Below are 19,595 nucleotides of genomic sequence, written 5' to 3' on the forward strand. Positions count from 1 at the left end.
TCTCCTTTATTGGTTATTGTTCCAGCCAATTATAAAAAGGAACTTGTCGTTTATAAGTGGACGTCTCTTCATTTGAAGGTGGCGTTTTCTGCTGAGAACGGAAGTGCTGGCTATGTTCTTTTGCTTCTTTCGCTGTTTTCAGCCCTTTCTTTTTCCACTCAAATAAAATTCGATCAATATAACGGAAATTTAATTTCCCTGATAAAACGGCTTCTCTTAGTGCTAGCCGAATCATCTCAGCATCATGATGGTCTTGATCCATCCAGATCGAAAGTGTTTCTCCTTCAAGAGGTGACAGCGGTCTGCCGAATTCATCTTCAAATAAAGCATATAAAGATTTTTCAGCCTGCACCTGTTGTTTTTGAACTTCTTTCGCCTGTTTTGTTTCTAAAAAGTCATACAGCACGCCCCATAAAGGTTCTACTGAGTAACGGTCATGCTGAATACCAGACCTGTCTTCAAATGGCTGAATCGAGATAAATCCTTTTTGAATCAGATGCTGAACCATATACGCGCACTCTTCCGCTGAAATGGTCATGCCTTGAGAAAGCTCTTCAAATGTTTGAAAGAAAACGCCTTGTTCTTCATTCATTTTAATCTTGAGCATCACCATCATCTGTGATTCATTCAGTCCTAACTGCTCATAATGAGCAATCAGCAAATTAGGCAAACTTGTCGACCCCATTTGCTGCATATTAATAAATTGCTGCCTATTCATCGGATACACCTCTTCACTTTAAGTATATCACGTTTTATTTCACGTGCCTCTCTAAAAAGACGTTTGAAAAAGCCTCCATTTGTTGGAGGCTTTCACGTCTTAAGGGTATAAACGGTTTAATAATCTTGGGAAAGGAATGGTTTCACGCACATGCGGCGCTCCGCTAATCCAAGCAACTGTACGTTCAAGTCCAAGACCAAAACCTGAATGCGGTACAGAACCGTATTGTCTTAATTCTGTATACCATTTGTAAGTTTCTTGATCAAGCCCATGTTCTTTCAATCTTGCTTCAAGAAGCTCTAAATCATGAACACGCTCAGAACCGCCAATAATCTCTCCGTAGCCTTCTGGTGCAATCAAGTCTGCACAAAGGACAACATCTTCACGATCCGGTGCTGGCTGCATATAAAACGGTTTTAATGATGTTGGGTAATGAGTGATAAACACTGGTTTATCATAGCTTTCGGCGATCGCTGTTTCGTGAGGCGCACCGAAGTCATCTCCCCATTCGATATCATCAAAGCCTTTTTCCTGCAAGAATTTAATCGCTTCATCGTAAGTGATGCGCGGGAATGGTGCTTTGATATTTTCTAATTTTGCTGTATCACGGCCTAGCGTTTGCAGCTCCACTTTACAGTTTTCAAGTACACTTTGTACAACATGAGACACATAATTTTCTTGATACTCAAGGTTTTCATTGAATTCGACAAAAGCCATCTCCGGCTCGATCATCCAAAACTCAATTAAATGACGTTTTGTTTTAGATTTTTCAGCTCTAAATGTTGGGCCAAATGAGAATACTTTTCCGAGTGCCATTGCTGCAGCTTCCATGTAAAGCTGGCCACTTTGAGAAAGGTATGCATCTTCATCAAAATATTTCGTAGCAAACAGTTCCGTTGTGCCTTCAGGTGCACTTCCAGTTAAAATTGGCGGATCTACTTTCACGAAACCTTCTTGATGGAAGTATTCATATGTAGCACGAATAATTTCGTTACGGATTTTCATAATGGCATGCTGTTTTTTAGAACGAAGCCATAAATGACGGTGATCCATTAAGAATTCTGTTCCATGCTCTTTTGGTGTAATTGGATAATCTGTCGCTTCATGAATCACTTCAATGGATTTCACTTGCAATTCAAAACCTAGCGGTGAACGCTCATCTTTTGTCACTTGACCTGTTACATAGACAGATGTTTCTTGAGTGACTGATTTCGCAAGCTTAAAGACTTCCTCTTCCACTTCTGCTTTTACTACGACTCCTTGAATAAAGCCTGTCCCGTCACGCAGCTGCAAAAATGCAATTTTTCCGCTTGAACGTTTATTGGCAATCCATGCGCCGATGGTTACTTCTTGATCGACGTGTTTGAACACTTGATTAATCGTTGTTTTCAACATAATTCCCTCCAAAGCCAGAAAGAAACTCACCTTTAGACAGGTGTGAATCTTTTTTCATACATTTTATTATAACCGTTCTAAATCTGCATGGTCAACGCAAGACAGGAGAAACTACGGTGTTAAATTTTTTTCCACGTGTCCTGTCGAGAAGTCGACATAGCTGAAGCTATATTGATTGTTTTCATTTAAGTATGTCACTTCCCAAAGAAGTACGTCACCTTCTCTCGCTAATTTGACTTCTTTTAGCTTAGAGACCGTGTTCTCCTTTTGAACGGCTTGTACTGCTTGATTCGAGGTAATGCCTTCTTTTGCTTTTTTTGCGATCACTTTTTCTTTTTTGCTGGCAGGAACCCAAACGTAGGTCGTTTCATTCTGTTTGTTTTTCCCTTCAACAATAAATTGTTTTTCTTTCCCGACAAAGGTTTCCACTTGCTCCACTTGTACGATGTTTGCTTGTTCTTTTGCTCGTTCGATCGCTGCTTCATGCCCTTGTTCTCTTTGTCCCATGGCAATTTGATAAATCCACGTAAAGCTGATGATGCCAATAAGCAGAACGAGAGCCACTACAGATGAAATAATCCAGACTATTTTTTTCATGTCAAGCTTCCCCTATGTGCGATATATCGTAAATACCGCTTGATTTTGGTCTTCTTGATCTAATGCTAATCCAAACATGAGATCTTCTCTTTTAAGCGTTCTGTTCAATAAATCAACAATTTTGTATAGGTCTTCTGAATGCTTAATTTGAACAGTTGAAAGTACCTCTATTTTACTTTCCACTTCTAATTCCTCCTCGGTACGTAAATATTGTTAGTCATACTTTTCTGCACGGGAACCGATACTATTTTTACAACGGAACACAAAAAGCCGTTACGATAAATTAACTCCAAACCCACACCAGCTAAAGGCCGCTTATGACAGCGGCTTTTCGTTGTTAAGGTTTTCTATATACGCCTCAAGTGACTCTTTTGACATCTCGTGAACCGGCGCATGAGGGAGTGATTCTAAAAATAGTTTTCCATATGAAGCTGTTTTCACTCGGCGGTCTAAAATCAGCAATGTGCCTATGTCTTTTTCAGAGCGCAGCAAGCGTCCAGCTCCTTGCTTAAAGGTTAACACAGCTTCTGGTAAAGCGACGGCTTTAAACGGATTCTTCCCTTGTTTTTTAGCTGCATCACATTTGGCTTCAATGAGAGGAGAATCAGGCGGCCTGAACGGAAGACGTGCCATGATGACTGTTGTCAGCTCTGAGCCCGGAAAATCAACACCTTCCCAAAAACTACCCGTACCAAGTAAAATGGCTTGTTTTGCTAATTTGAACATTTTCGTTAATTTTACAGGGCTTCCGCCTGTCAAACCTTGAGCAAAAAGGGCTGACTGCATCCCTTCTGTTTTTAGCTCTTCATAGACTGCTTTTAACATCTCATGTGAATTAAACAAAACCAATATTTTTGCATGCTGCTGCTTTTCCATAACCTTAATATATTGCGCAGCCTGCTTTACATAATCTCGTTCATCACGGTTCGTAATCGGCGGCATGTCTGCTGGAACAATGACCTTAAGCTGTTTTTCAAGTTCAAAAGGTGAATCAATTTGCACAAGATGAGGGTAAAAATCTTGCAGGCCAAACCGTTCCAAGCAATAATCAAAGCGGTGATTGATGGTGAGTGTCCCTGATGTGAGGACAACACTCTTTTTGTTCATAAAGAAACGATCAGCCAAAAGCTCCCCAGTATCTAACGGCTGTGCATGCATAAAGACTGCGTTTTTGGCACCTTTTGCATCAATTTCAATCCAAACCGTTTCATCGTTTTTCGGTTCAAAGATAAATCGGTACAGTGTACTGCAAAAAGTATGCATAAACGACATGACTTGGTCGTATTCCTCTGCTTCAAAGGCAAAGTGTTCTGTCAGCTGATCACTTTTTTGAAGAAGCTCATTTTTTTGCTGTTCATACAGTTTCTCACAAGCAATTAACAAGGAACAAAGCTTACTTGCTGTTTCTTTAATCCGTTTCCACTGAGCATGCTTTGAATGATGACGTACTCTATGAATGAGACGATTGATGTCGGCTTTTGGTTTTGTCCTTTTCACAAATGAATGGACGGTGCTAAAGAAAGCATCACTTTCCATTTGAAGCTGATTGAGATACTCATCCATTTCAATAAAGGTGTCTGTCTGTAACCCTGCATGATGAAATCTCTTTTTCAGTTTCTTTAACAGTCCGCCTTGCAAGGAGCCAAGCTGCGTTAATTTCGCGTGAAGCTGGATATAAGACGCACTATCCCCTAGTGTTTCATTGGCTGTTTTCTCAAATTGATGGGCTTCGTCTATCACATATACGTCAGCATGCTGAAAGATAGACGATGCCTCCGTTTGTGATAAAAGCAGACGATGATTCGTTAAAATTAAATCAGCTGTTCTTGCCCTTTTTTTGGCGCGCTCATAAAAGCAATACTCTTTAAAACGGCGCTTTTTCGATGTAAACGGCATATGCACACAAGAAATGCGGTCTTTTATATTGGCAGCTCCTGACGGTAAATTCAGTTCAGATAAATCACCTGTTTCTGTTACAAGGAGCCACATTAAAATTTGCGCCTTCGTTAAGACGACATCATAGTTATCATCTTCCTCATGAAGCACATGCTCAAACTTATCTAAACAAATGTAATGCGCCCGACCTTTAAATACACAGGCAGCAGGCTCAAACGGAAGCAATTGATTCAACATCGGCACATCGCGCTGAAGCATTTGCTGCTGCAAAAGTATGGAATATGTACTAATAATGACAGGTTTTCCTGATTTCCTCGCTTCTAGAGCAGCTGGGATGAGGTAAGCGAGCGTTTTCCCAATACCCGGTGCCGCTTCAATTAATGCATAAGCTCTTTCATGAAACACGTCTCTCACTTTATTCATCATCGTAAGCTGGCCTTCTCTTACCTCATAGCCTTCTACCGTTTGCGGAAGCTTCTTTTTGATCTCCTCAAACAGCTGTTCATCATCTTCACTTACTGAATGTGTCGCCCTACTGATAGGATTGGTGACATTTTTTACAGCAAAAGAGCCGACTTCTACTAAAGAATCTTCCCAGCTAGCATGGCTTGTTTCAAGCTGCTTAATTAAAAGTCCTATATCACTTAGGAGATAAGAGGATAATCTGCGCAGCTGCTTCAGCACATTTTTCGGTGTATGTTTTAATTGATGTAATAAAGTTAAAAATAACATGGCAGTAACTTCCGCATCACTATCCGCCCTATGCGGGTGGTCATGTGGAAGCATGAGCTCTTCACTTAATTCAGTGAGCTTATAACCTTCAAGCTCAGGATAAAGAATTCTAGAGATCTCAACTGTATCAATTGCTAGCACATCCAGCTCATGTTTCCCGCATGCTTTTAGTTCATCATTTAAAAAATTCAAGTCAAAATGAACATTGTGCGCAACAAAATAAGCACCCTGTATGAGATCATACACCTCTTGGGCAATGTCCTCAAAAAACACCGCATCGTCAACCATGTGCTGCTGAATGCCTGTCAGCTGTTCAATAAATCCTGGGATTGCTTTTCCCGGGTTCACATATTTTGAATACCGTTCGACAATTTGTCCATTTTCAATGACCACCGCAGCTATTTGAATGATTTTATCACCCTTTTTAGGTGAATTCCCGGTGGTTTCAATATCAACGACAACAAACCTTTGATCGGTCATAAAATGGACACCTCAATTCCTCGTTTCACCCTGAAGTGAAACACGCTCTGGACAAAATAGATGAAACAGAACAGCCTCTGTTCTGAAACTGTTCTGTTTACACGGAGCCTGCGTTATAAAATCGTTCTCGCAGGCTCTTGCCCAATCATTTGTTCAATTTGATTTTGTTTATTTAACACGACCACTTTTGGTGTATGTGTCTTAGCTTCTTCTTCTGACAGCATCCCATAAGCGATAATAATGACTTCATCCCCTGGCTGAACGAGTCTCGCCGCCGCCCCATTTAGACAAATGACACCGCTCTTTCTTTCGCCGGGAATAATATATGTTTCAAGTCTCGCGCCATTATGATTATTGACAATTTGTACTTTCTCATTTGCCATCATACCTGCCGCATCAAGTAAATCTTCGTCAATTGTAATACTTCCTACATAATGTAAGTTTGCTTCTGTTACCGTTGCTTTATGAAGCTTAGATGTCATAAAGGTTCTATACATGTTTTTCACCGCTTTCAGGAACATGGAAAATCACATTATCAATCAGTCTTGCCCGTGAGAATTTCACCGCAACCGCCATAATGACTTGACCTGCTAACTGCTGAAGCGGCTCAAGTTCTGGATATGAATAGATCTCAATATAATCTATTTCTCCGCACGTCTGAACAAGTTCCTCTTCAATCAGCTGATACACACGACTGACATCACGTTCACCGTTTTCAACAGCTGACCGTCCTTTTTTTAATGCGCGGTATAAAGCGGGTGCTTCTTGTCTTTCTTTTTCTGACAAGTACACATTCCTTGAGCTTTTCGCTAAGCCGTCTTCTTCTCTGACTGTCGGTACAGATACAAGGTGAAGATCAAAGAAGAAATCCTTGATCATCGCATCGATCACAGCGACTTGCTGTGCATCCTTTAGTCCAAAGTAGACATTTGTTGGTGACACAAGATGAAACAGCTTTGTGAGCACAGTGACAACACCGTCAAAATGTCCTGGACGTTTTTTTCCGCATAAGACATCTGTCCGCTTTTGAACCGTCATCGTAATAGATGGTTCATTTTGGTACATTTCCTTCACATCAGGTGTAAATAAAATATCCACCCCTGCTGCTTCTGCAAGACGCTGGTCTCTTTCCATATCCCTTGGATAGGATTCAAAGTCTTCATTTGGTCCAAATTGCAACGGATTGACAAAAATACTCATCACGACAATGTCATTTTGACCTCTTGCCTCTTTCGCAAGCGTCAGATGTCCTTCATGAAGAAAACCCATCGTTGGGACAAAGCCGATGGAATGCTGTTTTTCTTGATGCTGCTTGATTAATTCTTTTAGCTCGTGAATATGGGTGACAACGTTCATTTTTTGATTCCCCCATATAAGCCATCAAGGACTTCTTCTTTGATATGAAACGTGTGCATGTCCTCTGGAAATGTGCGTGCTTTTACTTCTTTCGTATATTGAATGAGCGCTTCTTCTAAAACATTATCAATTTGCGCGTATTGTTTCACAAACTTAGGTGTTCTAGACACCCCGTATCCTACTACATCATGGTAAACGAGAACTTGTCCGTCTGCCTCAGCTCCTGCACCAATTCCGATCACAGGAATCTTCAGCATGTCGGTAATTCGTTTTGTCAGTTCGCCAGGTACGCATTCCAGCACAAGAGCGATTGCGCCGGCTTCCTCACATTTCAAGCTGTCTTCAATCAATTTTTGAGCACTTTCGTGGTCTTTTCCTTGCACTTTATACCCGCCAAGTACACCAACTGATTGAGGTGTGAGGCCTAAATGACTGACGACAGGAATTCCGCCTCTTGTTAAAGCTTGAATGGATTCAAATACTCCGTCTCCGCCTTCTAGCTTTAAGGCATCGGCACCACTTTCTTGCATGATGCGTGCAGCATTTTTCATTGTTTCTTCTAACGAATAATGGTAAGACATAAATGGCATATCAGTCACAACAAATGTGTCTTTTGCGCCTCTTTTCACTGCTTTTGTGTGATGGATCATGTCATCCATCGTGACTTGAACTGTGGAATCTAGTCCAAGTACAACCATCCCAAGTGAATCACCAACTAAGATCATGTCGACTTCCGCTTTTTCCGCTTGCTTTGCAGCTGGATAGTCGTATGCGGTCAGCATCACAATAGGTTCGTTTTGTTCTTTCATTTTGAAAAAATCTAGCTTTGTCTTCATTTGTTCCTCCTCATTCTGGAGAGGAGATGGCTTGCCTCACATCACATGCTTTGATTTCTCATGTGCGGCGAATCATCCCTCTGTCCAAGTCCCTTAGGATCAAGGCAGAAATTTATCGAATTTTTCTTCCTAACAGGTACAGTTCTTTGCAGATACTGCCCACACGAAGTATATCAAAAATGTGCCGGGTGTTCCACTCAAGTTGACTTGATCTCAATGTCTGCGGAGTAGATTTTTTGGATACCGTCCTCCGTTTCAAGCAATAAAACACCTTCTTCATTGATGCCAAGCGCCTTCCCCGTATATTGCCCATTGAAGGTGCGGGCAACAATATGTTGACCGATCGTCATCGCAAACGATTCCCATAATTGTTTAATCGGCGCAAATCCTTGCTTCATATAATCATCATATCTTTTTTCAAAAGTGGACATGATCTGTTGTATAAGTGCAGCACGATCCACTTTTTCATTCAGTTCCATCCGCAGACTTGTGGCGACATCCTTTAGGTCATCCGGGAAGTCATCAGCTGTTTGGTTCACATTTATGCCCGGTCCAATAATGACCGCATGAACCTGGTCCGCTTCTGCTTTTAATTCAGTCAGAATGCCAACGACCTTTTTTCCATTCAACAAAATATCGTTTGGCCATTTAATAGATGGACTGAGTCCTGTTTGCTGCGCAATCGCTTCTGCGATGGCTACAGATGCCAAAAGCGTCATTTGCGGCGCTTTATGCAGCGGAATTTCAGGCCGCAGAATGAGACTCATCCAAATGCCTGTCCCGTTTGGTGAATGCCACGTTCTTTGAAGACGCCCTTTTCCATTAGTCTGATGATCACTCACAACGATCGTGCCGTGGGGCGCACCTTCATTGACAAGATCATGGGCAATCAGCTGAGTTGAAGCGACTTCTTTCTGAAAGTAAATATGCCTGCCGAAGCTCTCTGTTTCCAGACCAAACAGAATTTCGTCCTCACTAATTTTGTCCGGTTTACGAAGCAGACGGTATCCTTTTCTTCTAACTGCTTCTACCTCATACCCCTCTTTTCGCAAGTCCTCCATATGCTTCCACACAGCTGTTCGGGAGCAGCCAAGTTCATCACAAATCTGCTGACTTGAGACAAAATCCTCACTGGATGCTGTAAATAGTTCAATTAATCGTTTTCTAATTGCGGATCGCATGCTTTAAGCCACTCCTCTATGGCTTCTTTTCGGTTTTCTAAACGGTTTTGCAAAACGGCTTTTTTCACAAAATTGAGCTCCTCTGCAATCCATTTCCCAGACGTCTTTTGCCGAAAGGCCATTAAATCTTTTCCTGAAACAGCGAGGTCTTGGAGGTTTTTAATCGGCAGTGCATCATAAGAACGCTTCGCTGCCTCCAGTTCATCAAAGAAAATGCGGCGCTCATGTTTTAGCTGTGTGATCTTCAAACTAGATAAGAGCACGTGTTCACCAGCTTCAAACATGTTTTCCGCATCCCAGTCACAATCAACATATTTACTAATGGCTACTGCTTCTTTCAAAAGCTTGGTTGACAGCTTCCATTCTTTTAAGAAGGCCGCAGCCTCCGCTTCATCTAGGCCGAGCAAATGGATGCAAGCCCCCCATACCTCTTCTAGTCCATCCAGTAAGTAATATGGAAAGGATTGAAAGGATTCATGAAGACGCTCCTCTTTGAGACCTGGCAATTCTTCATATAATTTGGTTGAAATGAGTACTTGAATGGCCTGCTCACAATGACGGCCTTTTAAAAGCTTCTCCATTTCAATTTTTTTGCGCTCAACTGATATATTGGCAAGCAGATGCTTATCCTTTTTCATTGCTCCAGCCGTCTCATCAGCGAGCTCAAAGCCAAGCTGGCTTAAAAAACGGACAGCTCTCATCATGCGAAGCGCATCTTCTTGAAAGCGGCACGCAGGATCTCCTACGGTTTGAATTCGTTTCCGCTTAATATCCTGTTTACCACCTACATGATCAATAATTTCCCCATTTATATCCATGGCCATCGCATTAATCGTTAAATCTCTTCTTAAAAGATCTTCCTTCAGCGACGTGATAAACGCCACTTCTTTCGGTCTGCGAAAATCTTCATATTCTGATTCCGTTCGAAACGTCGTGACCTCGTAGCTGACACCATCATGCAACACAATGACAGTGCCATGCTCCTTACCGACATCTACTGTTTTTTCAAATAAAGACTCAACCTTATCAGGTGTTGCATCTGTCGCAATATCGATATCACCGATTTCCCGTCCTAATAGAACATCTCTCACCGCTCCGCCGACAAAGTAAGCCTGATGCCCATGTTCGTGCAGTGTATGTAATATAGGGATCGCATGTGTGAATGGTTCATTCATCTTCATCATCACCTTTGATCAATTCTAGGTAAAGCTTCTCATATTCACTCACAATCTTATCAGAGGAGAAATGAGCCTGAACACTAGACTGAGCTGCCGCTGACACTTTTTCATGAAGCGCTTCGTCTTTCAGCAGAGACACTGCGTGCTTTGCTGCACCGTCTATATCGCCGAGCGGGACAAGAAACCCTGTTTCTCCATGTGTAATGACCTCTGGAATACCGCCGACATCCGTACCGATACAAGGAACACCGCACGCCATTGCTTCAAGAAGCACAAGCCCAAAGCTCTCCTTCTCTGATAGAAGCAGCTTCAAATCACTTATTGAATATAGCTCCTCAACCTTCTCTTGCTTGCCTAAAAACAACACGCGGTCTGTCAGTCCTAATTTTTTCACGAGTTCACATACAACCGATTTCTCAGGACCATCACCAATGAGCAGCAGCTTTGCCTGCACCTGTTCAGCAATCTTTTGAAACACATGAATCACGTCATGCACCCGTTTCACCTTTCGAAAGTTTGATACATGAATGATGACCTTTTCGTTCGGTAAAAGACCATAATGTGTCTTTAGCAAATCGTGATCTTCACGCAAATACACCCGTTCATCTACAAAATTATGAATCGTATCAATCTTTTTATCTGGTTTAATGAGATCGTATGTCTGCGCAGCTAATGAATGCGACACCGCTGTTACGCGATCCGATGATTCGATGGCGAACCGAATCACTTCTTTTAATGATGGATCATAGCCTAAAACCGTAATATCCGTTCCATGAAGCGTCGTAACGACTTTCACAGAGTGTCCAGTCATTTGTTTGGCTAAGAACGCACAGACAGCGTGCGGGACTGCATAATGCGCGTGAATAATATCAAGCTTTTCTCGTTTTGCGACTTCTGCCAATTTACTTGCCAGCGCAAGGTCATAAGGCGGATATTGAAATACTGCATATTGATTCACATCCACCTCATGAAAATAAATATTCGGATATACTTTATTAAGCCTAAACGGAATGCTTGAGGTAATGAAATGAACATCGTGCCCTTTTTCAGCTAAACGTTTTCCAAGCTCCGTGGCTATAATGCCTGAGCCGCCGACACTTGGATAACAAGTAATTCCGACCTTCAGTTTTTTCATAATTACCCCCCAAGTAAGTCATCGTCCAACAAAAGTGGTGTCTTTGTGATAAACCCTTCTGCATAAGCTTTGTTGACTTCTCTTCCATACATAGACTCTCTCATTTTGACAAAATCAATATAACCGTTCACAAGAGGTGTCTCTACTGAGTTTGCCGATTTAACAAATTGGCTTTTATACGCATGCAGGCTATCAATTTTTTGGTGCATTTCCTCAGAAATATCGATCACAAAATCTGGACGATGGTGCCCATTAATCATGTAATAATACATTTGGCTTATTTTATGCGCTGGCTGCTTGTATGAATCTTCAAATTTATGTATACCTGCAGAAAAAGCGGCCTCTTCTACAAGTGAGCCCGCATGGCCATGATCTGGATGCCGATCTTGGTGGTACGGAGCGAAAATCAGTTTCGGTTTGTAAGTTCGAATCACGCCCGCAATTTCCTTCATCGCTTCGTCGTTTAGATAAAGCCCTCTATCTGGCAGTGTAAGCTGGATTCTCGCTCTGACACCTAATATAGCGGCGGCGGCTTTTGCTTCTTCTTTGCGGCTCTCGACTGTTCCATTTGAAGATAATTCGGCCTGGGTCAAGTCGCAAATCCCGACGCGCGCCCCTTTTTTTACGTATTTTGCAATCGTTCCGCCCATTCCGATCTCTACATCATCGCTATGGGCACCGAATGCAAGGATATCAAGTCGTTTCATTTGTTCCTCCGTTTTTTGCTACATCTCGAAAATCAAACGTACCTTTATTTAAATTCCTGACTAAAATTTCAGCAGTTCCCATATTGGTGGCTAATGGAATGGTATACACATCGCAAAGCCGGATGAGTGCAGATACATCCGGTTCATGCGGCTGCGCAGTTAGCGGGTCTCTAAAAAAGAGCACAAGATCCATTGCATTATCAGCAATTAAAGCACCGATCTGCTGATCTCCCCCAAGTGGTCCTGATTGGAAACGATGAATGGGAAGCCCCGTCGCTTCTTTCACTCTCAAACCTGTTGTCCCTGTTGCGTAAAGTGTATGATCTGCCAAAATATCACGGTACGCAGTGGTAAACTGAATCATGTCACTTTTTTTCTTATCATGAGCGATTAAAGCAATGTTCATCAGGAATCCACTCCCTTATTAGTCGATGATATTTTCTAAACCATAAACGAGCTGATCAATGTGCATGACCTGCTCTACTGAAAGCTTCACGCCTGACATAAAGGATGCACGGTTATAAGAATCATGACGAATGGTGAGCGTCTGTCCGTCCATTCCAAACAGCACTTCTTGATGTGCAATCATGCCAGGAAGTCTCACGCTGTGCAGACGGATACCATCATAATCTGCTCCTCGTGCCCCTTCGATTAATTCTTTCTCTTCTGGATGTCCCTGTTTTTTGCTTTCTCTTACTTCTGCAATCATTTCAGCCGTTTTTAAGCCCGTACCGCTTGGGGCATCTAGTTTTTTATCATGGTGAAGCTCAATGATTTCAACGTCAGGAAAATAATTCGCTGCCATTTTGGCAAATTTCATCATTAAGACCGCACCGACAGCAAAGTTTGGTGCAATAATACAGCCTATGCCCTTTTCTTCTGTTAATTGCTGAAGCTCTTTTAGGTCATCTTCTGAAAATCCAGTTGTTCCGACGACTGGACGCACGCCATGTTCAAGTGCTTTTTTTGTATGTACTTTCCCGATTTCTGGTGTTGTTAAATCAATTAATACATCTGGTGTTGTTTCTGAAAGACAAACATCAATATCCGTATAAATTGGCGCATGAGATGTCGTATGAATCACATCAGATAATTTTTTTCCTTCATGCGCGTGATCAAGTGCTGCCACCAGCTCAAAATGGCCTGTTTCTTCCGCCAGCTTCACAGCCTCTATCCCCATTCTTCCTCTTGCTCCAGCGATTACTACTTTGATGGTTTTGTTCGTCATCGTCTCTACTTCCCTTCTTTTTTCGTCCAGCGGTCTTTATCTCTTGTGTTGAATTTATGCATCACACGATCATGTGCTTCTTCTAGTGAAATATCAAGTGAATTAGCAAGGCATGTTAACACAAACAAAACATCGCCAATTTCTTCTTCCATGCTTTTTTCTGTTTCCGTTGTTTTTTTCGGCTTTTCTCCATAGTAATGGTTAACCTCTCTTGCCAGCTCCCCTAATTCTTCTGTCAGGCGGGCCATCATGGCAAGCGGGCTGAAATAGCCTTCTTTAAATTGTCCTATGTAATCATCTACTTCTTGCTGCACGTGACGCAGCGTTTTTTCTTTCGTCATGAAGCTCATCCTCCTATCCATCTCTTACATGTTAGCGAAATCATAAATATTTGACAAATGTTTAAGACTCAGTTTGCTTGTTTCTCTCCCATACCATATAATATTATCGCTGTCTAAGCAAAAAAAGGAGTGGTCTCTTGCTAAAAGAAATTCGTCTTAAAAATATCGTATTTATTTTAATAGGATCTGCGATTTTTTCTTTCGGTCTTGTTCATTTTAATATGCAGAACAATTTGGCGGAAGGCGGATTTACAGGTATTACACTGCTTTTATATTTTCTATTTCACATTGACCCATCTATTTCAAACCTTGTCTTAAACATTCCGATCTTTTTTATAGGCTGGAAAATGCTCGGCAGAACGATGTTTACTTATACAATTGTAGGAACAGTGAGTCTTTCTGTCTTTCTTGCCATCTTCCAGCGCTTTCAAATACATATGCCTCTCCAGCACGATTTAGCCTTAGCCGCCCTCTTTGCAGGTGTATTTATCGGAACAGGCCTCGGAATCATCTTTAAATTCGGCGGTACAACAGGCGGTGTGGACATCATTGCAAGACTGATCAACAAGCATTATCAGGTGGCAATGGGACGAACAATGTTCATCTTCGACGCATGCGTCATTACCATCTCTCTGACCTACTTAAATTATAAAGAAGCGATGTATACACTTGTCGCAGTGTTTGTTGCTGCGAAGGTCATTGACTTCATGCAAGAAGGCGCTTACGCTGCCAAAGGCGCCATGATTATCTCTGAAAAAGATGACATCATTCAAAAGAAAATCACGGATGAAATGGAGCGCGGTGTCACCATCTTAAAAGGGGTCGGTTCCTATACGAAACAGGAGCGCAACGTTCTTTATTGCGTCGTTCCGAAAAACGAGCTTGTCCACCTTAAAAGCGTCGTGACCTCAGTCGATCCTCATGCGTTTGTATCTGTCAGTGACGTGCATGATGTACTCGGTGAAGGCTTTACATTAGATGAACACAAAAAGCCGCTCAATCCACATTAAAAAAGAAGCACCAGTTTTGGGCTTCTTTTTTTATGATTTAGGATAATCAGCCTGACGTTTTTGCTTCTTTTCTTTTTCTGCACGATATTTCCGAAATCCAACATACGTTAACGTTAATAAAATGATACTCCCGGTTGTTAAGATGACCCATAAAAGCGATGGATCCGCTTCATCTTCATCGACGTGAGCAAATACACTCGATAAATCCTCTTCCAGCTTCGTGAGACGTTCAAGCTTTGTCCCACTTGATGCTTTTAAAAATTCACCTTGCTCAATCACTTCCATGTGCTGCTTAATCGTCTGCAGCTTTTCAGGCGAAATATCAATGGTTAAACTTGGATAGATCATATCGTATAAAGAAACCAGCTCATTCCAAGTTTCATAAAATGTCGTCGATTCTGGATCTTTTACTTCTTTTTTCAAAGTAGGAAAAGAGCCCATAATAGGCTTCTCCAGCGAACCCCAAAGAGGCTCAGAATCCGACTGGATCGCATCAAGCAGCATTCTAAATTGAGAGGCATAACGAAGCTTTTCGCGCTCATTCAATTCTTCCTGCGGCAGCCCTTTTATCATATCTTGATAGCCAAGTGTAATTTGCCGAATCTGCGTATTCGTCAAAGTTCCACGCCAATTCTGAGCTTTAAATGTCTTTTCAACATACAATGCGACTTGTAACGCCTCATCATATTTAGCTTGTCTCGTTAATTGAAAGATGGAATCTGATAGTTCCGTTAATTCTTGCAGCGTGTTAGCAGCTGTTTCCTCACCTTTGACAACTGCTGGCTGTAATACGAGAAAAAATAATAGAATCATCGCGATTGGCTTTCGTTTCATGCAAGTCCCTCCTAGCCCTTCTCCTTACAGCGTATGAAGAAAAGGACAAGGTTAGACCAACATTGTTAAGGGAGTTCCAGCTTGACCGATTTTTTCGATAGAACAAGATAATACGAAACAAGAAGAACCGCAATACTTAGCCAAAACGTCACGTAGCCGATCTCGTTTGAGTAAGCAGACAGCATAGAATAACGGGGCATCATACCAAATACATAATCAATTACATCATTATGTAAGATCCAAATGCCTGCTACCACGAGATGACGCATTTGAAAACGATAATATGGCGCAAACAATACAGCCTGAACCGCCATCGCAAAGTGAGACCCAATCAGCATGTATCCTTCCCACGGAAAATCATCAACAGATAAAAGCACAAAGATATTCATTCCTACCGCCCATAACCCATATTTAATCAAGGTCACAAGAGCAAGTGCTTCAAAATAAGGAGTATTTCGTTTCATCAAAAACGCAAGTAATACAAATAAAAAGAAAAAGCTGGCCGTTGGACTGTCTGGTACAAAAGCTAAAAAGACAGCCGGTGTCTCTACGAGCTGCGGAATATACCAATAGTAGCCGTACACAGTGCCAAGGAAATTGATCATAAGCACCAGCACAAGCATGTAGCGCGTCGCTAGCAAATATTGAATCCATCTCATATGTCTCTTCACTCACGATCTGTTAAAATCAGAAAAAAGCTGACAGCGCCAGCTTTTTCTCTTTTGAGTATATCCTTGTACTTGCATTTAAACAACTGAATTATTTTGATTTGACCTCAGATAAATATTTAGAGAGCTTCTCAAGTTCTTCATCACTGCCTTTAAAGACACCCTTCGGCATGTTGCCTTTTCCTTCTACAGCGATTTTAGCGATCTCCTCAGGCGCAAGACCGTTGTCAACGAGTGACGGTCCGGCTGCTCCGCCCTGCATGTTATCCCCGTGGCAGGAGATACATGTCTGCTCTTGATAAATTTTATACTCTTCAGCTGAAGTATCAATCTCTGCTTCTTTCTTAATCTCACCTTGTTTTGCCGCTGCTTCCCAATCATGAGTTGCAACAGACTCCCACGTTAAATATGTTGCTGCGCCGACTGCAAGAATCATCATCCCGACTGCAATTGGTCTTCTATACGGTCTGCGTTCTGGACCTGAATCAAGAAATGGTGCGAGCAAAAGTGCACCAAACGCAATTCCAGGCATAATCATCGCGCCGACGACAGTGAAGTTTCCTGCAGCAAATTCATATTTTAATAACTGGTACAAAAATAGGAAATACCAGTCTGGCAGCGGAATATAGCCAGTATCTGTTGGGTCAGCCATCCGCTCAAGCGGAGGCGCATGAACAACAGTTAGGACAAGAAATCCAATTAAAAAAACGGCACCTACAAGCCATTCCTTTAAAAGAAAGTTCGGCCAAAAGGCTTCTGTTTTTCCCGGATATTCGGAATAGTCTTTAGGTATGTTAGGTTTTCTTTCTGCCGGTATTCTGGAATCTCCGACAAACTTCATCCCTTTTCCCCTATGCAAAGTCATCCCCTCCTCATTGAACATTCATCAAACGCAGCATTTTATAGCGGTCCAGAAATTCCTTGCTTACGAATCATAATAAAGTGGGCAGCCATCAGCCCAAATAATGCCGCTGGCAAGAAAAAGACATGGATAGCGAAAAATCTCGTCAGCGTTTGTGCCCCTACAATGTCAGGATGACCTGCAAGCAGCGTTTTGATCTCTTTACCAATGAAAGGTGTTGCTTCTGCTATTTGAAGACCAACCTTCGTCGCAAACAGCGCCTTCATATCCCATGGTAAAAGATAACCTGTAAAACCAAGTCCAAGCATCACAAAGAAAATGAGCACACCAACAATCCAGTTCAGCTCTCTAGGCTTTTTATACGCCCCTTGGAAAAAGACCCTTAGCGTATGTAAAAACATCATCACAATGACTAAACTCGCACCCCAGTGGTGCATCCCTCTGACAATCTGGCCAAATGCCACTTCATTTTGCAAATAATAGACAGATTCCCAGGCATTTTTAATATCCGGCACGTAATACATCGTTAAAAACATGCCCGAAAGGACTTGAATGACTGTCACAAAAAACGTTAAACCGCCAAAACAATACACAAAAGCGGAGAAATGATGTGCTGGGTTGACGTGCTCTGGCACCTCGTGATCCGCAATATCTCTCCATATTGGTGTAATGTCCAGCCGCTCATCTACCCAATCGTAAATCTTGTTAAGCATCGTTACCCTTCCCCTTTCGGCACAGCTTTTCCAAGATAGAGGTATCCGTCCTTCACTTGCTGCTTATAATGGTCAAGCGGTGCAAGCGGTGGAGTTCCGGGTACGTTTGTACCATCCTTGTCGTACAGCCCATAATGGCACGGGCAGAAAAATTTGTTTGGATTTTTCGGATCACTGTTCCAGTTCACTGTACATCCTAAATGTTTACAGATTGGCGATAAAGCGACAATTTCATCCCCTTCTTTGTACACCCATGCTGACCTAGATTCCTTTGACTCGTACCATGCATCTACTTGATCAATTTTAAAGTCAAAGCGCTTCGGTTCCTTTGTCAGTTCATCTACACTGACAACTTGAACCATATCCTGATCCTCTGTTCCTTTTAGCACAGGGTCAAGCGCAAAGCGAACCATAGGCATGAGCATTCCAGCGGCCATAAATCCCCCCACGCCGGTCAACGTGTAATTCAAAAATTGACGCCTGGACACTCCATGTCTCTTCTCGCTCATTTTTTTCTCCCCCCCTCAGGTCGTCAGCTACTTTATAACTGAATTAGAAAAAATTTCATAAAACTAGGACACCCTCATAATATATCAATCTATTCACAAGGTCAACATCCTAAAAAGCTATGTACAATGCAAATGTAAGGGTTTTTATGAAGGGTTCCATTTTTGTAACAAAAAGTTCAAAATTTGTTCTACACTGTCTTGAATGACTTTTTGCTTTAATTCAACCTTCAAATGCTCCAGCGGAACCGGCTTGAGCAAAAATAGCGATTCACTGATCTCAGTATGCTCTTTCCACTGGTGATCAGATGTGATCAATATGACATGCTGAAAATGATCCTTGAGCGACTGCTTCATTATGAGTATATCTTCTTGTTTCCGGTCACTCACTTCCAAATATGTATGTGGCGGAAAAAGAAAAACCCGCCCTTTTAACTGTCTTTCAAGTTCATCTGCTACAAGAATAGTAAACTCTCCTAAAGACACGGTTTGTTTCATTTGATCCGCATCAATTCCAACTAATGGAATGATAGCGGTATCAATGTAAGCTTTAGATTGCAAAAAGCGATCCGCGTCCTCTGCTTGAAACCTCATCAATTTCCCCTCTTTCATAACATAAGCCCTGCCTGTGTAGGGCAAGGCTTATTCGTTCAGTTTATGACAATAGGCTTAATTCTTTTGCCAGCTTATTAAATGTTTCTTGATCATGACGGTCAAGTGCTTCATCTATCTCTTTCATGAGCCGTTCTTTTTGGAAAGTTGCGATTGAATGCTCAAGCACTTTCTCAGCAAGATCCTTATCTTTTTCGTTCTCATAAAGATCCTTTGGAATATGAGGATTTGTCTCAAGAACAGCTGCATATTCCGGCGAACGATAAGCAGAACGGAAATTCAATTGAATAAACAAATCCTGCTGTTTATTCAAACGAATATCATGAAATGACTTTTCAGCATCTGTCGTCATGATGTTTTCTTTATAAAATCTAAAGGGAACTTCATCCACACAGTGTGTTGACATGATGATTCCCCTTGGGCAAAATTCTGCTTGCTCTACAAAATGAACTTTTTCCATCAAAGAGTCGTGACTCATTAAATAATTTAATATCCAAACACACTCTCTTCGCTTTAGCTGATAATGGTTTAAGAACCATCGGATAAATTCCTTTTTTTCATTGACAGAAACAGGGGTCTGCATGTTATTCCCTCCTCTATCGTAAATTAA

Annotated in this window: 23 protein-coding genes; 1 reads left to right on the forward strand and 22 read right to left on the reverse strand. The window is 41.8% G+C overall.

All coding sequences use genetic code 11. The features are described 5' to 3' along the window. Nucleotides 1–13 precede the first annotated feature (13 nt). The 15 genes from MHH61_RS00105 to MHH61_RS00175 form a co-directional block, all read right to left on the reverse strand. Entirely contained in the window at nt 14–718 is a 705-nt protein-coding gene (locus MHH61_RS00105; RefSeq protein WP_024422777.1) for a DnaD domain-containing protein, read from the reverse strand. Between the two features lie 99 nt (nt 719–817). Next, entirely contained in the window at nt 818–2,110 is a 1,293-nt protein-coding gene (gene asnS / locus MHH61_RS00110) for an asparagine--tRNA ligase (protein ID WP_024428109.1), read from the reverse strand. Between the two features lie 114 nt (nt 2,111–2,224). Beyond that, on the reverse strand, nt 2,225–2,710 hold the full coding sequence (gene tseB / locus MHH61_RS00115) for a cell wall elongation/penicillin-binding protein regulator TseB (RefSeq protein ID WP_024422779.1): 486 nt from the start codon (nt 2,708–2,710) through the stop codon (nt 2,225–2,227). A gap of 12 nt (nt 2,711–2,722) precedes the next feature. Further along, nucleotides 2,723–2,893: a YpmA family protein gene (locus tag MHH61_RS00120; RefSeq protein ID WP_065214698.1), complete on the reverse strand. Its 171-nt coding sequence runs from the start codon at nt 2,891–2,893 to the stop codon at nt 2,723–2,725. Between the two features lie 132 nt (nt 2,894–3,025). Then, nucleotides 3,026–5,818, reverse strand: coding sequence for an ATP-dependent DNA helicase DinG (dinG, locus tag MHH61_RS00125; RefSeq protein WP_125587300.1), 2,793 nt, complete (start codon nt 5,816–5,818; stop codon nt 3,026–3,028). Between the two features lie 113 nt (nt 5,819–5,931). After that, nucleotides 5,932–6,315, reverse strand: a complete 384-nt coding sequence (gene panD / locus MHH61_RS00130; protein WP_024422780.1) for an aspartate 1-decarboxylase — start codon at nt 6,313–6,315, stop codon at nt 5,932–5,934. Next, nucleotides 6,308–7,174, reverse strand: a complete 867-nt coding sequence (gene panC, locus MHH61_RS00135; RefSeq protein WP_125587299.1) for a pantoate--beta-alanine ligase — start codon at nt 7,172–7,174, stop codon at nt 6,308–6,310. Before panC ends, panD begins: the two co-directional genes overlap by 8 nt. After that, nucleotides 7,171–8,010: a 3-methyl-2-oxobutanoate hydroxymethyltransferase gene (panB, locus tag MHH61_RS00140; protein ID WP_103132005.1), complete on the reverse strand. Its 840-nt coding sequence runs from the start codon at nt 8,008–8,010 to the stop codon at nt 7,171–7,173. Before panB ends, panC begins: the two co-directional genes overlap by 4 nt. A gap of 197 nt (nt 8,011–8,207) precedes the next feature. Further along, entirely contained in the window at nt 8,208–9,191 is a 984-nt protein-coding gene (locus MHH61_RS00145; RefSeq protein ID WP_125587298.1) for a biotin--[acetyl-CoA-carboxylase] ligase, read from the reverse strand. Beyond that, nucleotides 9,164–10,366, reverse strand: a complete 1,203-nt coding sequence (locus MHH61_RS00150) for a CCA tRNA nucleotidyltransferase (RefSeq protein WP_125587297.1) — start codon at nt 10,364–10,366, stop codon at nt 9,164–9,166. The genes MHH61_RS00145 and MHH61_RS00150 overlap by 28 nt, the downstream gene beginning before the upstream one ends. Next, nucleotides 10,359–11,504: an N-acetyl-alpha-D-glucosaminyl L-malate synthase BshA gene (gene bshA, locus MHH61_RS00155; protein WP_125587296.1), complete on the reverse strand. Its 1,146-nt coding sequence runs from the start codon at nt 11,502–11,504 to the stop codon at nt 10,359–10,361. The genes MHH61_RS00150 and bshA overlap by 8 nt, the downstream gene beginning before the upstream one ends. Before the next feature lie 2 nt (nt 11,505–11,506). Continuing rightward, nucleotides 11,507–12,211 (reverse strand): bacillithiol biosynthesis deacetylase BshB1, encoded by a 705-nt coding sequence (gene bshB1, locus MHH61_RS00160; RefSeq protein WP_125587295.1) that lies wholly within the window; start codon nt 12,209–12,211, stop codon nt 11,507–11,509. Further along, a complete protein-coding gene (gene mgsA, locus MHH61_RS00165; RefSeq protein ID WP_024422786.1) occupies nt 12,198–12,617 on the reverse strand; it encodes a methylglyoxal synthase in 420 nt (139 codons plus the stop codon). Before mgsA ends, bshB1 begins: the two co-directional genes overlap by 14 nt. A gap of 18 nt (nt 12,618–12,635) precedes the next feature. Next, entirely contained in the window at nt 12,636–13,439 is an 804-nt protein-coding gene (gene dapB / locus MHH61_RS00170) for a 4-hydroxy-tetrahydrodipicolinate reductase (protein WP_103132004.1), read from the reverse strand. 5 nt (nt 13,440–13,444) lie between these two features. Next, nucleotides 13,445–13,780 (reverse strand): nucleotide pyrophosphohydrolase, encoded by a 336-nt coding sequence (locus MHH61_RS00175; RefSeq protein ID WP_024422788.1) that lies wholly within the window; start codon nt 13,778–13,780, stop codon nt 13,445–13,447. A 137-nt stretch (nt 13,781–13,917) separates the two neighbouring features. On the opposite strand from MHH61_RS00175, the gene MHH61_RS00180 reads away from it, so the two are divergent. Next, entirely contained in the window at nt 13,918–14,790 is an 873-nt protein-coding gene (locus MHH61_RS00180) for a YitT family protein (protein ID WP_024422789.1), read from the forward strand. Between the two features lie 30 nt (nt 14,791–14,820). On the opposite strand, the gene ypjB is transcribed toward MHH61_RS00180, so the two are convergent. The 7 genes from ypjB to MHH61_RS00215 all read right to left on the reverse strand — a co-directional run bounded on the left by ypjB (nt 14,821) and on the right by MHH61_RS00215 (nt 19,568). Then, nucleotides 14,821–15,624 (reverse strand): sporulation protein YpjB, encoded by an 804-nt coding sequence (gene ypjB, locus MHH61_RS00185; protein WP_125587294.1) that lies wholly within the window; start codon nt 15,622–15,624, stop codon nt 14,821–14,823. Between the two features lie 65 nt (nt 15,625–15,689). Next, nucleotides 15,690–16,283 carry a DUF1405 domain-containing protein gene (locus MHH61_RS00190; protein ID WP_125587293.1) on the reverse strand — a complete coding sequence of 198 codons (594 nt, stop codon included), beginning with the start codon at nt 16,281–16,283 and terminating at the stop codon, nt 15,690–15,692. A 100-nt stretch (nt 16,284–16,383) separates the two neighbouring features. Continuing rightward, nucleotides 16,384–17,151, reverse strand: coding sequence for a menaquinol-cytochrome c reductase cytochrome b/c subunit (locus MHH61_RS00195; protein ID WP_073206084.1), 768 nt, complete (start codon nt 17,149–17,151; stop codon nt 16,384–16,386). 41 nt (nt 17,152–17,192) lie between these two features. After that, nucleotides 17,193–17,867, reverse strand: coding sequence for a menaquinol-cytochrome c reductase cytochrome b subunit (gene qcrB, locus MHH61_RS00200; RefSeq protein ID WP_003215804.1), 675 nt, complete (start codon nt 17,865–17,867; stop codon nt 17,193–17,195). A 2-nt stretch (nt 17,868–17,869) separates the two neighbouring features. After that, a complete protein-coding gene (locus MHH61_RS00205; protein ID WP_007500911.1) occupies nt 17,870–18,376 on the reverse strand; it encodes a ubiquinol-cytochrome c reductase iron-sulfur subunit in 507 nt (168 codons plus the stop codon). Nucleotides 18,377–18,520: 144 nt separating this feature from the next. Beyond that, nucleotides 18,521–18,967 carry a YpiF family protein gene (locus MHH61_RS00210; RefSeq protein WP_098677472.1) on the reverse strand — a complete coding sequence of 149 codons (447 nt, stop codon included), beginning with the start codon at nt 18,965–18,967 and terminating at the stop codon, nt 18,521–18,523. 61 nt (nt 18,968–19,028) lie between these two features. Continuing rightward, nucleotides 19,029–19,568, reverse strand: a complete 540-nt coding sequence (locus MHH61_RS00215) for a ReoY family proteolytic degradation factor (protein ID WP_008344562.1) — start codon at nt 19,566–19,568, stop codon at nt 19,029–19,031. Nucleotides 19,569–19,595: the final 27 nt, after the last annotated feature.

Source organism: Bacillus sp. FSL K6-3154, from assembly GCF_040869395.1.
In the GTDB taxonomy this organism is placed as follows: Bacteria; Bacillota; Bacilli; order Bacillales; family Bacillaceae; genus Bacillus; species Bacillus safensis.